General features: G+C 51.0%; 14 protein-coding genes. 7 read left to right on the forward strand and 7 right to left on the reverse strand.

The window, feature by feature from the left end; all coding sequences use genetic code 11:
- Positions 1–31: 31 nt before the first annotated feature.
- Positions 32–682 carry a type IV pili methyl-accepting chemotaxis transducer N-terminal domain-containing protein gene (locus ACJ67_RS10380; protein WP_049639881.1) on the forward strand — a complete coding sequence of 217 codons (651 nt, stop codon included), beginning with the start codon at positions 32–34 and terminating at the stop codon, positions 680–682.
- Positions 683–777: 95 nt separating this feature from the next.
- Here ACJ67_RS10380 and ACJ67_RS10385 read toward each other — a convergent pair whose 3' ends face one another.
- From ACJ67_RS10385 to ACJ67_RS10405, 5 genes are all read right to left on the reverse strand, one after another.
- Complete coding sequence (locus tag ACJ67_RS10385) at positions 778–3156, reverse strand: TonB-dependent receptor (RefSeq protein WP_049639012.1); 2379 nt, start codon at positions 3154–3156, stop codon at positions 778–780.
- A gap of 86 nt (positions 3157–3242) precedes the next feature.
- Positions 3243–4094: a FecR family protein gene (locus ACJ67_RS10390; protein ID WP_231587148.1), complete on the reverse strand. Its 852-nt coding sequence runs from the start codon at positions 4092–4094 to the stop codon at positions 3243–3245.
- Positions 4095–4147: 53 nt separating this feature from the next.
- A complete protein-coding gene (locus tag ACJ67_RS10395; protein WP_231587149.1) occupies positions 4148–4633 on the reverse strand; it encodes an RNA polymerase sigma factor in 486 nt (161 codons plus the stop codon).
- Between the two features lie 159 nt (positions 4634–4792).
- Positions 4793–5659: a DMT family transporter gene (locus tag ACJ67_RS10400; protein WP_049639013.1), complete on the reverse strand. Its 867-nt coding sequence runs from the start codon at positions 5657–5659 to the stop codon at positions 4793–4795.
- Between the two features lie 53 nt (positions 5660–5712).
- Complete coding sequence (locus tag ACJ67_RS10405; RefSeq protein WP_049639014.1) at positions 5713–6024, reverse strand: helix-turn-helix transcriptional regulator; 312 nt, start codon at positions 6022–6024, stop codon at positions 5713–5715.
- 102 nt (positions 6025–6126) lie between these two features.
- Here ACJ67_RS10405 and ACJ67_RS10410 point away from each other — a divergent pair, with 102 nt between their 5' ends.
- The gene (locus tag ACJ67_RS10410; RefSeq protein ID WP_049639015.1) at positions 6127–7233 is read left to right on the forward strand and encodes an NADH:flavin oxidoreductase/NADH oxidase; all 1107 of its coding nucleotides are present in this window, start codon (positions 6127–6129) and stop codon (positions 7231–7233) included.
- Positions 7234–7333: 100 nt separating this feature from the next.
- Here ACJ67_RS10410 and ACJ67_RS10415 read toward each other — a convergent pair whose 3' ends face one another.
- On the reverse strand, positions 7334–7942 hold the full coding sequence (locus ACJ67_RS10415; RefSeq protein ID WP_049639016.1) for a TetR/AcrR family transcriptional regulator: 609 nt from the start codon (positions 7940–7942) through the stop codon (positions 7334–7336).
- A gap of 163 nt (positions 7943–8105) precedes the next feature.
- On the opposite strand from ACJ67_RS10415, the gene ACJ67_RS10420 reads away from it, so the two are divergent.
- The 5 genes from ACJ67_RS10420 to ACJ67_RS10440 all read left to right on the forward strand — a co-directional run bounded on the left by ACJ67_RS10420 (position 8106) and on the right by ACJ67_RS10440 (position 12549).
- A complete protein-coding gene (locus tag ACJ67_RS10420) occupies positions 8106–9530 on the forward strand; it encodes an MFS transporter (RefSeq protein WP_049639884.1) in 1425 nt (474 codons plus the stop codon).
- Between the two features lie 12 nt (positions 9531–9542).
- Positions 9543–10814, forward strand: a complete 1272-nt coding sequence (gene fabF, locus ACJ67_RS10425) for a beta-ketoacyl-ACP synthase II (protein WP_049639017.1) — start codon at positions 9543–9545, stop codon at positions 10812–10814.
- A gap of 51 nt (positions 10815–10865) precedes the next feature.
- Positions 10866–11738 carry an alpha/beta fold hydrolase gene (locus ACJ67_RS10430; RefSeq protein WP_049639018.1) on the forward strand — a complete coding sequence of 291 codons (873 nt, stop codon included), beginning with the start codon at positions 10866–10868 and terminating at the stop codon, positions 11736–11738.
- A gap of 125 nt (positions 11739–11863) precedes the next feature.
- Positions 11864–12043 (forward strand): hypothetical protein, encoded by a 180-nt coding sequence (locus ACJ67_RS10435; protein ID WP_049639019.1) that lies wholly within the window; start codon positions 11864–11866, stop codon positions 12041–12043.
- Positions 12044–12084: 41 nt separating this feature from the next.
- Positions 12085–12549, forward strand: a complete 465-nt coding sequence (locus ACJ67_RS10440) for a PA2169 family four-helix-bundle protein (RefSeq protein WP_049639020.1) — start codon at positions 12085–12087, stop codon at positions 12547–12549.
- Between the two features lie 34 nt (positions 12550–12583).
- On the opposite strand, the gene ACJ67_RS10445 is transcribed toward ACJ67_RS10440, so the two are convergent.
- The gene (locus ACJ67_RS10445; RefSeq protein WP_156171674.1) at positions 12584–13195 is read right to left on the reverse strand and encodes a hypothetical protein; all 612 of its coding nucleotides are present in this window, start codon (positions 13193–13195) and stop codon (positions 12584–12586) included.
- Between the last annotated feature and the right edge of the window lie 116 nt (positions 13196–13311).

Here is a 13311-nt window from a genome sequence, read left to right on the forward strand (position 1 = left end):
AGGTGATTCAGAGGACAGCGCGATGCACGCCATGAGAAAGACAGAAAAACCCGGCCAGCAGACCATCCTGAATAGCGATCGCATGGTGGCGCTGATCAACCTGTCTGGCCGCCAGCGCATGTTGTCGCAACGGATCGTGCTCAACCTGGTGATGAGTACGCACCACCCAGAAGCGCTGGCCCAGGCTAAAGAAGCGCTGGCCTTGTTTAGCCAGACGCATGCGCTGCTGGTCAAAGGCAATCATGAATATCCTGGGGTTTATTTTGAGGCGCTGGAAAAAGTCTTGTTTGGCCCGGAAGACAACGAAGCCAAAATACGGCAATTTATCCAGCATTGCCAACAAGCCATTACCACCTGTGAAAGCAATCAAGGTCTGCCCGCAGCCATGATCTCGTTGCTGGGTGAAGAAGCCGGTTTAATCGTCGCCGTCCTCAACCAGATCACGGTCACGTACGAAAATGAATCTAAACGCTGCGAGTTGCTCAGGCGTAAAAAGCAGGAAAACCTGATGAGCAGCATCCAGAAAATCGCCAAAGAAGCCAAAATCGTCTCGTTTAATGCGCAGGTGATTGCCGCACGGTCGGGTGACGCTGGCAAAGAGTTTGCGGTCGTGGCGAGTGTGATGACTGACATTACCAATGAAATTGAACAGCTGGTTGCGGCTGCGATGACCGCTACATGACAATGCTGGCCGGGCGTATAAGTCCATCGATGCTTTAAGACCTAAACGCATACAGGGAGAAACATTTAGCCTCTCCCTGTCATGCGACACGTGATTTAAAAGTCTGCCGAAACAGAAAGCAAGACCGTTCTAGGCGCACCTACTGACAAGCCTTCACGCGCTGCGGAAAGCCAGTAGTTCTTGTCAAACAAGTTTTCGATAGTGCCCCTTATCGTCACTGGCACTTTTCCGCTGGTAAACGCATAACGTGCACCAATGTCATAACGATTCCATGACGGGATTTTTTGGGTATTCGCCGCATCCAGATACTGTTCACCGGTATGCAACATCCGTGCAGTGAGTGTGAAACCGGGCAGCATAGGCGTGTCCCACTCTGCGGCCAGGTTGAATTGTTGCCGTGGAACAGCGGGTGCAGTATTGCCATCATTGCTGCCAGCGGCTGTCTTGACTAATTCTCCATCAGTCAACGCCAAACCACCCAATACTCTGACATTGTCGACGACCTCGCCCTGCATCAGAAACTCAACCCCGCGATTGCGCTGTTTTCCATTCACCTCCAGCCTTAAAGTGTTTGGATCAGTAATGGCGCTTGGGCGCTCAATTTCAAACATACTCACTGTGGTAGCAAAACGGCCAAAATCATACTTCACTCCCGCTTCGCGTTGCTTGGAGACCGTAGGAGCGAATACCTGCCCGGCATTGGCTGCTGTAGAAGAGGCGATGGGACCCTGATTTAATGCTTCAATATAGTTGGCATAGAAAGAGAGTTGCTCGGTGGGTCGCACCAGCACGGCGACTGTCGGGGTCAGTTTGGACTCATCATAGTGCTGATCAAGCCTGCGGTTGCCTGCCGCGTCAAAGCTGTTCACAATGACTTCTTGATGGCGCAGCCCGAGGGTGAGTTGCACTTTGTTATCCAGCATCGCCATGGTATCGGCCAGCGCAATGCTACGCAGCCTAGTCTCGCTCACTTTGGGAATATTGCCCACCAGTGCAATCCCTGGCTTGCCAAAATCTTGCATAGCGTAGAGATTTGAAAAACTCAATACGCTGGAGCCAGGTAACGATCCCGTTTCCATAAAATAACTGCTGACACTTAACACTGGCGCGTGATCAAGAGCGCCGGTCACGAATTTGCCTCTGACACCAACCTCCCCACTCAGGGTATTTACATATTGTTTGGTGCGCGAAGGTCTGGTCCGCATGTCGCCCTGTTGGCTCAGCAACTGCCAACTGGTCTGCAGGCTGCTGAAATCATATTCAGAACCGCCTAAAGCCCCATACACCGTCCAGTTAGTGGTCAGGTCAAATTCTGCACGGGTCGCACCTGAAATCTGATTACTGTCCCAGTAAGTCCAGCTGGGAAAATAATTACGGCTAGCATCGGGCGCAGAGCCGATCTGGACGCCAGAAGCCACAAACAATAAACCACTGCGCGCATAGGTCAGGCGGTTTTGATAATTCAGGTCGCCTTCCCAGCGAAATCGTTCGCCCTGGAAATCGAGACCAATCGCAATCGCATCCAGCCTTTCTTTAGAGCCATCCACTGGCGTATCGCCAGAACTCTTAATCGCATTAATACGCACACCAAACTGCTGATCCCCACCATAACGTCTTGCCACATCAGCGTGCGCTGCCAGCTGGCTATCGTCAATAAACGACAAGGTCATGCGATTAAGCGGTTGATCTCCTGCCCGTTTTGGCACGAGGTTAATGGCACCACCTACCGAGCCACCAGGGGCAATCCCGTTCAGCAAAGCATTTGGCCCTCTCAGCACTTCAACGCGCTCTATGCCAATCATTGAGCTGGAATCGCGAGGTGAAACGCCGTATAAACCGTTGAACATGGCATCGTAATTGAACACCGTAAATCCACGGATATTGAATTCATCACGTCCTGAACCACGTGAATAGGTATTGCGGATAGAAGGATCATTGACCAGTACATCGCCGAGATTTTGTGCCTGCTGGTCCGCGATGAGTTTAGAGGTGTACTGGGTGGCGCTGAATGGGGTATCCATCATCTCCTTGTCACCGAGCAAACCGACTTTTCCGCCACGGGCCACCTGGCCTCCGGCATATTCAGTTGGCTTGTCTTGAATGGCTTTTCCCTTCACTTGCACTTCAGGCAGCGTTTCGGTTTTATGTTCCACGTCCTTGACTACAGAATAACCGGCCGGTGTTTTTTGTGTGGTTAAGCCGCTGCCTTTCAACAAGATGTCCAGGGCTTGTTCAACACTGTAATTGCCTTTGATGGCAGGGGCTTTCAACTTACTAGCTAGGTCTGACGGAAATGCGATATTCTCGCCGCTCTGTTTGCCTAGGGCTAAAATAGCCTGATCCAATGATTGCGCGGCGATATCTACATTGGCGCTCACTGCATGGGCGTGGATACTGATTGAAAGTAATGCTGCGATGGATAATTGTCGCAACCGGGCGCGACGATGAGGTTGTAAGTGTGGACGTGCTGTCATGTTTTCCCTTAATCATATGCACGGCCTCAATGTGGCCGTTATACCGTTAAGGCGATTGACGCCAATGAAATTAGCACGTCATGCACTCATTTTTTTTGAATTTTTATTTCACCGCTATCCAGGCGGGTGACTTTTACCGGGAACATGGACTCCATGCTATCCAGTAATTGTTCGACTTTGCTGACATCGTAAATGCCAGTGATCAGCAAATTTTCCAGGCGGGGATCAAGCTCGATGGCTGCTTTTCTATAGCGCTGGATATTGGCAATCGCCTGTTTTAAAGGGGTTTTGTTGAACAGGATTTTCCCGTGATGCCAAGCGGTCACCATGTCCAGGTCTGCAGGGTAAGGAGAGCCGGTTTCAGCAAGAGAAACCTGTATCGATTGTCCTGAAGTTAGGCGCGTTTTCTGGTCACCGGTGTGCAATTCGACTTCACCTTCTAACACGGTGGTCGTGAACGATTGATCCCCTGTTGAGATATTAAATACCGTCCCGATATCGCGCACAGTAGAAGCATTCACCGCCACCGTAAATGGCCTGAGTTCATGTTCCACGGTAAATGAAGCCTCCCCTTTCTCCAGCGTCATCTCCCTGGAGCGCAGCCTCAATTTCGAAATCAATCTAGTGTTTGAGTTCAAATGCACACGACTGGCATCGGGTAATGAGAATTGTGCATTTTCAGCATACTGGGTGGTATATATGTCAGTAGAGATCGTAGGGTTTACTGCCCAAATGCTCGCAGCAAAAAAAACAAAAACCGCCGTGTATTGCACGGTCCTGGTCAGCTTTTTACGATGATCCCTGTCGCTGTTGATCTCGGCGAACAATTCCTCTTTGGAGGGAAATTGATCTTTTGCTGCCCGGATGTACGGCATCAAATCTGAGACTTGTGGCTCGGCTTCTGATGACTGATGCGGCGGCTTTCTGGAGGAGTTCATGTCTGGGAGCGTTTAATAGTCGGGCGTGGAATTAAGTAGCTATGTTATTTATTCTAAAACGATAGCTGCTTCCTGGCGATGGTGATGCTTGCCAGCGCTTTATTGAAATGCCGTGACACCATATTGGCGGATATCCCCATTTTCACGGCAATCTCGTGCTGTGGAATTTCGTGCAGTTGATGCAATAAAAATACCTGCCTTTGCTTTCTGGGCAAAGCCTCAATCATCTGTTTGATCTGCGCGATTTTCTGTGCAAATTCTAACGCGGCAGCCCCATCATAAAAATGACTGTCACCACCATCCGGTAGTTTTGCAAGGTAATCCGCCCCCACTTTTTCATGCCGGGTACGATCCAGCGCCCGGTGCATACTGACTTTTCTGAGATAGCTTAGCGGCGCCCTGATTTCTGTCACTGGCGGGTTTTCCATCAGCTGAATACAGACATCGTGAACGACATCTTCCGCAAAATGGCGGCTGCCAAAATGGTGATTGACGTGATTGACTAGCTCACCATAATGCAAGACCAATGATGATAACAACCTACTTTTTGTGAGATCAATCTGCAAGTGAGAAACTTCTGCACGGATAACATGTTGAATAGATCTCCGATTATATTGATAATGGTTCTCATTAGCAATATAGGCAACTTGAAGTCAACAAACTTTAACTTAGCAGGGTTTTAGCTTAGCGATGTCTGATCATTCACGCGCGGGGAAAGAAATCGAGCTGAAGGTGACCGCACTGATCACCAGTACCGCCCCAAACAGTTGCGCATGGGTGGGAGGAATATGTTCAAAAGCAGCGATGATCATCGTAGTAACGGGTACCAGGTTCAGGAAAATGGCCGCTTTTGACGGGCCCAGATGTGAAATGCTGGCATTCCAGAACAGGTAGGCCAATACACCACCACCCAAAGACATCATCAACAGTGCAGCACCTGTCTCCATGGTTGGCAACACAAGGCTGTTACCATGTAGCCCCGCTGCCACGGACAGTGCTATCGCACCTATCGTCATGATGCCTGCGGTACTTGCGATGCCACTCACCTCTTTGGGCATCATTTTTTTCACAAGCACGTTGTACAGTGCCCAATTGAAATTGGCGATTAAAATATACACATCCCCGATAGAGACCGTCAGCTGTGCGCCAGCCCCCAGCACCACAATCGCCACCCCGGCAATGCCAATCGGGAATGCAAGCAATTGTCGGGTGGTGGGTTTGTCACCAACGATCAGGTAGCCAAGAATGGCCGTGAGCAAGGGATTCAGCCCCATGATCAGCGCACCATTAATGGCCGAGGAAGTCTCCATGCCCAGAAAGAAAAACAGGTTGAAGCCGAACACCCCAACCACGCCTAACGTCAAATAGGCTTTCCAATGGCGCAAAGGGATCGCGTCTTTTTTGACCCACACGATCAATACCATCACGGCGGCAGCCAACACATAACGGCTGGCACCGGCAATATACGGGCTCATTTCCGCCAACACAGGTTTGGCCAGATTGAAATTGGCACCCCAGAATACTGCAGCAAGGGTGGCCATTAAATAGGTTTTCATAGTGTGCATGGGATCTTCTTGGTAGCGGGATTTGACGGCCTCTTAACTTCAGGCAGGCGCCATCAGGCTTGAGTCAATGATTTAAGTATCGCCTGCAATACGCCAGGAAATTTTTGCTCAATCTCCGCCACCCTGAGCGCATTCATATGTTCGGTACCTTCAATCAGGGTCTCGACCAGGCCAGCAGAACGCAAAATTTTAAAGTGGTGTGACATACTGGATTTGGGGCGATTCAGGTCAAACTCCCCACACGTCATTTTTCGCCCTGCCTTGGCCAGACGGGCAACAATCTCCAAGCGTGTCGGGTCTGACAGAGCATACATAATGTCTGCCAATTCCACTTGTTCAATGGCCGGATGTTTAATTTGTCTCATGCCCTGAATTTATCATAGTACTTGCCATAATTCTATTGTTCGATTATATTCGAACAATAGAATTTAAAAACCAAACTCCAATATTTTTTCAAAGGACTGTTTATGGCTGACTTGTTTTCTAGTTTTGCATTAAAAAGCGTGACGCTACGCAACCGTATCGCGATCCCACCCATGTGCCAATACATGGCGGAAGACGGCGTGGTGAATGACTGGCACCTGGCCCATTACACCAGCCTGGCGCGCGGTGGCAGTGGATTGGTGATCGTCGAGGCAACCGGTGTGGCGCCGGAAGGTCGCATTACCCCAGGATGCCTGGGCATCTGGAATGATGCACAAGCGGAAAAACTGCGTGAAATTGCCGCCGCCATCAAGGCCGCAGGCGCAGTGCCCGGTATCCAGATTGCGCACGCGGGTCGCAAAGCCAGCGCCAATAAACCCTGGGAAGGCGACGACCATATTCCAGAAAACGATCCCCGCGCCTGGCAACCAATCGCCCCCTCCGCGATTGCGTTTGGTGGTGACTTGCCGCGCGTGCCAAAAGAAATGACGATAGATGACATTAACCGTGTGAAAAATGACTTTGTTGCCGCCGCCAAGCGCGCACTGGAGGCAGGCTTTGAATGGCTGGAAATCCACTTTGCACATGGCTACCTCGGGCAAAGCTTTACCTCTGCGCACTCCAACCACCGTACCGATAGTTACGGTGGCAGTTTCGAAAACCGCTCACGCTTTACCATAGAAACCTTGGAGGCCATTCGTAAAGTCTGGCCGGAAAACCTGCCATTGACTGCACGCTTCGGGGTGATTGAATATGATGGCAAAGATGAAGAAACCTTAGCCGAGTCGATTCAACTGGTGAAAGCCTGGAAACAGCGCGGACTGGATATGCTGAGCGTAAGCGTGGGCTTTACCATTCCAGAAACCAATATCCCGTGGGGACCAGCGTTCCTCGGCCCTATTGCACAACGCGTGCGTAATGAAGCAGGCATCCCGGTTTCATCCGCCTGGGGATTTGGCGCCCCTGCGCTGGCAGACAATGCTATCCGCAACGAACAGCTTGACCTGACTATGATAGGCCGCGCGCATCTGGAAAACCCACACTGGCCTTACTTTGCGGCAAAAGCCTTAAATAAGGAAAACGCAGCCTGGGTATTACCGGCGCCGTATGCGCACTGGCTGGCAAGATACAGAAGCCCGATACAAGAGTAGTGTTCATGCCAATAAATAAACCTGCATTAAGCAGGTTTATTTATTTAGGACTTTGCCGAGCTTGAGTATTGATGATGCTAGGGCCAGTCTGGTGACCTTCCTAAGCCTTGGGCCAGGCATCAAGTGCCAGATCAGCAATTGACAGTAACTCCTCTTTGGAAGCGCCACTGGTGGCTTGCACCGACATTCCCTGATGCAACGTTGCCAGATATTTTGCCAGGGCTTGCGGACTGGCGTCACTAGGCAAGTCTCCGTCTGATTTGGCTTGTTCAAACCGTTTTGTCAGCAGTTTTTCATAGGCAGCGCGATATTGAATAAGCACTTTTTTAACCATCTCGGCACTTTCTCCCCCAGACAACGCACCCTGAACAACCATGCAGCCTTTAGGGTGTGAAGGCTGTGTCAAGAACTCAGCCGCTTCGTATAAGAAACGTTGCGCTACTGCACGCGCGGTGGGCTCATTGACCACGTCTCTGACAAAGGCTACCGGGCCGGTTGTGTACTTGGATAACGCCTTCATAAACAGCTCTTCTTTGTTACCAAACGCTGCATACAGGCTGGGTTTATTGACACCCAAGGTTTCCGTCAACTCAGCCAGCGACGTGCCTTCATAGCCTCTATTCCAGAAAATCTGCAACGCTTTATCCAGCGCCTCATCGGGGTCAAACACTCTGGGCCGCCCACGTGCTTTCTTGGTTTCCGTCGTCATGCTTCAAGCCTCTAAATATAAATAATATACCAATTGTTACAAAAAATGATTGACAAGGCAAGCGCTGCTCAATATTATTTATTTACTCATCGGTATTAAATTAAAGATTGCATTCCTGACATTCCGTTGGGATTGCAATCACGACACAGGACCAGAAACCGACATGCCATCACTAGAAGCAAGCTATAGCCAGCCTGAAAAAGCAGTCACAAATCCCTGGCGGGTGTTTGCGATTGCCTGTATTGCGATTTTTATGGTGTCGTTGGACAACACCATTCTTTATGCAGGCTTTAGCAACATTCTGCGCAGTTTCCCAGGGGCGACTGCCGCAGGCCTATCTTGGGCAATGAATGCCTATTCGATTGTGTATGCCGCCATGCTGATTCCTGCGGGCGGGGTGGCGGATAAGTTTGGCAGGAAGAAAATATTCATCCTGGGCGTACTGCTGTTTATCAGCGCATCATTCGCCTGCGGCGCCTCCCCCAGTGTAGGTTGGCTGATCGTCGCCCGCGTCGTCCAGTCCATAGGTGCGTGCCTGCTTTCTCCAGCTGCGCTGGCCATCGTGCTGCAAGCATTTCCCAGGGATAAGCGCATGATCGTCATGGGCGCCTGGGGCGCAGTAGGTGCCCTGGCGGCGGCCTTAGGCCCTGGCATAGGCTCACTGATCATTGAACTCGGCGGCTGGCAATGGGCTTTTTTCATCAATATCCCGATTGGCTTATTGTGTATCTGGCAAAGCGTTACCATCTTGCAGGAATCGACCCAGCCAAGGGATAAACTTCGCCTGGACTGGGTAGGCATATTGCAACTGATGACCGGCGTTGGTGCCATTACGTTTGGCATTGTCGAGCTGAATTCTACGCACTGGCCTGCTGTCGAGTTGGCTGGCATCGTCCTGGCCGGCTTAGTTTTATTATTGAGTTATATTCCGTGGGCAAAGTCCAACCCGGAGCCTTTATTTGAATTAAGCCTGTTTAAAAATAACACCTTCCTGTTCGCCAATGTGGCCGGGTTTATGTTCGCAATTGCCTTTGCCATCATGTTTTTCTCTTTCTTTTTCTGGATGAAGACTATCTGGCACTTTAGCCAGTGCATGGCCGGCACTGCCATCATGCCGGGGCCATTAACCGTGGTCCCCACGGCTATCCTCTCTGGCAAGATTGCCTCAAAAATCGGCCATAGGCCATTGCTGATCACTGGCAGCATCACCTATGCACTCAGCGGCCTCTGGTTTATGTGGGTACCCGATGCCAGCCCTGATTACCTGACAGAATGGTTACCAGGCTTGCTATTGAGTGGCCTCTCGGTCGGTCTGGTGATTCCCTCATTATCGGCAGCGTCGGTCTTTGGACTCCCGGCCAAAGATTATGCGGTAGGCAGTGCAATCAACCATGCCGTGCGTCAGGTGGGCACAGTGATAGGCGTAGCACTGACTGTGCTATTACTCGCAAAACCTCACTTGCAGATCGCCGATTTTCACCAGATGTATGCCATCCACATTGCGCTGGCGCTCATGACGGGCTTATTGTGCCTGCCCATCAATACGCACCCCAGGCAATTACTGGTGAAATCGAACAGTACCGTTTAACAGGATATGCATATGAAAAGAATCGTGATTACAGGCATGGGCGCTGTCAGCCCGCTAGGTACCGGCGTTGAGCTGGCATGGCAACACTTGCTGCAAGGCAAATCAGGCATTTCCACACTTCCTGATATCCTGGCGGAAGGCAGTCCAGTCAGCATTGCCGGCTGGGTAAAACCTGCCGAAACCGACCCCATCATGGGGCTGGATCTGGCAAGCCACATCAATGCCAAAGAGCTGCGCAGGATAGACAGGTTTATCCAGTTTGCATTGATTGCGGCCGAAGAAGCCGTTAATCAGGCAGGCTGGCATCCAGCCACGGAGATGGAAAGTGAACGCACCGCCACCATTATCGCTTCCGGCATCGGTGGCTTTCCTGCCATCGCTCAGGCCGTGCGCAAAGGCGAACTGGAGGGGGTGGACAGGCTCTCTCCTTTCACGATCCCTTCGTTTCTTGTCAACCTCGCAGCTGGCCAGGTCGCACTCAAATACAAACTCAAAGGTCCGTTGGGTGCGCCTGTCACCGCTTGTGCTGCCGGGGTCCAGGCCATTGGCGATGCGGCCAGGATGATTCAGGCCAATGAAGCCGATATTGCGATTTGCGGTGGCGCCGAAGCCTGCATAGACAAAGTCAGCCTGGGCGGCTTTGCGGCGGCAAAAGCGCTCAGCACGGGATTTACCGACACCCCTGAACGTGCGTCACGGCCATTTGATAATCGCCGTGACGGGTTTGTCATGGGTGAAGGTGCAGGCATCCTGGTCATAGAATCCTATGAGCATGCCATGGCGAGAGGCGCAACACCGATTGCCGAACTGGTTGGGTACGGTACAACCTCGGACGCCTACCATATTACATCTGGCCCGGAAGACGGCGCCGGTGCGGCCCGGGCCATGACCATCGCACTCAACCAGGCTGGTTTAGCCCCAGTTGACATCGACCATATCAATGCGCACGCCACTTCAACGCCCGTCGGCGATGCCGGAGAACTGGCGGCCATCAAGCGTGTATTCGGCACGAAACATGGCATACCCGCCATCAGCGCCACCAAATCCTCCACCGGTCATTTACTGGGCGCTGCTGGCTGTCTGGAAGCCATCTTTACGATTAAAGCAATCACTGATCAATGCTGCCCGCCTACCATTAATCTGGAACAAGCGGATGAACGTGCCAGTGGACTCACGCTGGTGGGCAAGGAGCCGCTACAAAGGAAAATTGACTATGCCTTATCCAATGGATTTGGGTTCGGTGGCGTCAACGCATCTGTCATTTTCAAGCGCTTTACCGGATAACGCGTACACCATTCAACCAAACCTGTTCAATATTGATCAAAGGGGAAACAAATGCAGAAAGCAGCACAAGATTTGAAATTCAGTGGCGAAGAATCATTCATCACACTGGCAGAAGGCGAAACTGTGCGTGTGATTAAAACCGGGCAAGGCGCGCCCTTGTTACTGATGCATACCATACGCACGCAAATAGAGTACTTTAGCGAAATGATCCCGTTCTATGCGGCGAACCATACCGTGTATGCGGTGGACCTGCCGGGACATGGCCAGTCATCCATCAACAAACACATCAATTATGACGAGCCTTATTTACGCGCCGCCATCACGCAGGTGATTCAACAGCTGGGATTAAGCCATCTCACCCTGGTCGGCGAATCCATAGGCGCCACCCTTGCTCTCACCCTCGCGGCCACCCTGCCCAATCACATCAAACAGGTATTTGCAGTGAACCCGTATGACTATGAGACCCGCTATGCCGATGGTATCCGGCGCGGCAACCTGATTGCCAATTTCATGCTGTGGAATTACTCTATTCCTGTGCATGGTGCGATCTTTGCCGCGTTTGAAAATCGTTTCTTCCTGAGCCTGGTGATGAACGGAGGTGTCACTAATATCCGTAAAATACCCGACTGGTTGATGAAGCTGTTTGCGCAAACAGGTCGCCAGCCAGGTTATAAATATCTGGGTAGGAATATCCTTAAAAACTGGGAAAGCTGGTCACAAGCCACCGCCCTTTACCCTCAAGTCACCTGCCCGGTGACATTGGTATATGGCGAATTTGACTGGTCCCGCCATCAGGAAAGAACACGGACATTGCATAGGTTAGCCACGGCCAAACTGGAAACGGTTACTGGTGCCGGGCATTTTCTCAGCCTGGACAATCCAGAAGCACTTCAACGGGTTTTCACCACCACCTATCAGTCATGACCAGCATTGGCCGACCCTCCAAAATTCTTACAAGACGGTCAGTGATGATCCGATAACCCTATCTGTCATCCATATTTAATATTGTGGTTTATCCAATCAATAGCACTCGTTTGAAAGGAACCACGATGACAACCGATCCTAAAGGCTTGATTGAAGAGATCATTGACAATGCGATGACACCTGCGAAAGATCTTAAGGTTGACCAACATGAAAAAGCTGGGACCCATACACAGGCAGACCGCAAAAGCACAGTCCAGACAGCACCGGACAATCGCTTGAAAGAAGCTCGTTTGCGCCGCAAGTAAGCGGTTGGCTATCTGCACTGATCTTCACAAAGGAGAGACTCATGGTTGATAACAATGATGTGATTGCCATTTTGAACGAACTCATTGAAACCTCTAAAGACGGCGAAGAAGGTTTCCGCAGCTCTGCAGAAAACGTCGAAGACGCCCGCTTGAAAGAGTTTTTCCTGCGTCGCTCGCAAGAGGTAGGAGATAGCGTACGGGAATTGCAGGGTCTGGTACGCTCATTGGGTGGCATTCCCGTCAACGCAACTTCTATCGGCGGCACCTTACACAGACGCTGGATTGAGCTCAAGACAGCGCTGACCAACAATGATAACCTGGCCGTCCTCAATGAAACAGAACGGGGGGAAAGCATTGCGGTCGCTGCGTATGAAAGTGCATTGGAGCTGGCACTTCCGGCAGAGATTAGAGCTGTGGTTCTCCGTCAACTGGAAGGTGCAAAACGCAATACAGGCTTGGTCAAACAATTGCGGGCCGTCTATGAAGCCGAGACGGCATTGCGTTGATTAAAGTCTGGACAAAAGACAGCGCTAAACCCCTTTATCCATCATAACCCATTAATTTTAACCGGTTGAGCTCACTGGTATTTTCAGCGCTATGGCACTCCAGTACAGCCAAGTCCCCTTCTTTAAAAGTCACCTTATCCATCGCATTAATGTTTTTTGCATACTGTGAATTCAGCTCGCCGCACTTTTTATTGCGGCTATTCACATACTGCAGGTATTCTTTTTTCCTGAGTTCGGCCCTTAAAGAGCCATCATTCATGAGTTTGGTATACAGGCTCCTCAAGCGGAGTTCGGAAATACTCCATAGGCTGAAGGCAACCGTTTCATTGTTAATCGCGGGTTCGGGAGCAGGGGTTTCTACCGTGACAATATCCCGTCCTGGCTCAAGCGTGGTCTCGGTACTTTGCACAGGTGGCGGCAGACTCTCGTCTTCGGTAGAAAGGACCGTTGAAGGCTCTTTGGTTTCACTTTTTTGCGGAGGGGTGACCAGGGTAGGCTCTGCACTGATATCCAGCTCCTCCTCGATTGAAGGTAACTGCACCTGCTGTTCAGATGGTGTTAAAGTCTCTGCCAGCTCGACAGCAGGCTCAATCACCAGTGGCAACTCCACCTCTTTCCAATGCGCGAGCATCCAGACTAAGGTCACCAGCCCCGCACTATAGAAGAGGAAGGTAACGTATAGGCTCCATTTTTCGTTACGAATGTTGGCACTGCCACAGTTGGGGCAATTAACCGATTCAATTTCATCTGCGGGATACCATA

The sequence above is a fragment of the Methylophilus sp. TWE2 genome (genome assembly GCF_001183865.1).
Taxonomy (GTDB): Bacteria; Pseudomonadota; Gammaproteobacteria; order Burkholderiales; family Methylophilaceae; genus Methylophilus.

Bases quoted from the DNA above. Each gene is read 5' to 3' on its own strand.
- ACJ67_RS10380 (WP_049639881.1), top strand. From the start codon at position 32: ATGAGAAAGACAGAAAAACCCGGCCAGCAGACCATCCTGAATAGCGAT.
- ACJ67_RS10385 (WP_049639012.1), bottom strand. From the start codon at position 3,156: ATGACAGCACGTCCACACTTACAACCTCATCGTCGCGCCCGGTTGCGA.
- ACJ67_RS10390 (WP_231587148.1), bottom strand. From the start codon at position 4,094: ATGAACTCCTCCAGAAAGCCGCCGCATCAGTCATCAGAAGCCGAGCCA.
- ACJ67_RS10400 (WP_049639013.1), bottom strand. From the start codon at position 5,659: ATGCACACTATGAAAACCTATTTAATGGCCACCCTTGCTGCAGTATTC.
- ACJ67_RS10405 (WP_049639014.1), bottom strand. From the start codon at position 6,024: ATGAGACAAATTAAACATCCGGCCATTGAACAAGTGGAATTGGCAGAC.
- ACJ67_RS10410 (WP_049639015.1), top strand. From the start codon at position 6,127: ATGGCTGACTTGTTTTCTAGTTTTGCATTAAAAAGCGTGACGCTACGC.
- ACJ67_RS10415 (WP_049639016.1), bottom strand. From the start codon at position 7,942: ATGACGACGGAAACCAAGAAAGCACGTGGGCGGCCCAGAGTGTTTGAC.
- ACJ67_RS10420 (WP_049639884.1), top strand. From the start codon at position 8,106: ATGCCATCACTAGAAGCAAGCTATAGCCAGCCTGAAAAAGCAGTCACA.
- fabF (WP_049639017.1), top strand. From the start codon at position 9,543: ATGAAAAGAATCGTGATTACAGGCATGGGCGCTGTCAGCCCGCTAGGT.
- ACJ67_RS10430 (WP_049639018.1), top strand. From the start codon at position 10,866: ATGCAGAAAGCAGCACAAGATTTGAAATTCAGTGGCGAAGAATCATTC.
- ACJ67_RS10435 (WP_049639019.1), top strand. From the start codon at position 11,864: ATGACAACCGATCCTAAAGGCTTGATTGAAGAGATCATTGACAATGCG.
- ACJ67_RS10440 (WP_049639020.1), top strand. From the start codon at position 12,085: ATGGTTGATAACAATGATGTGATTGCCATTTTGAACGAACTCATTGAA.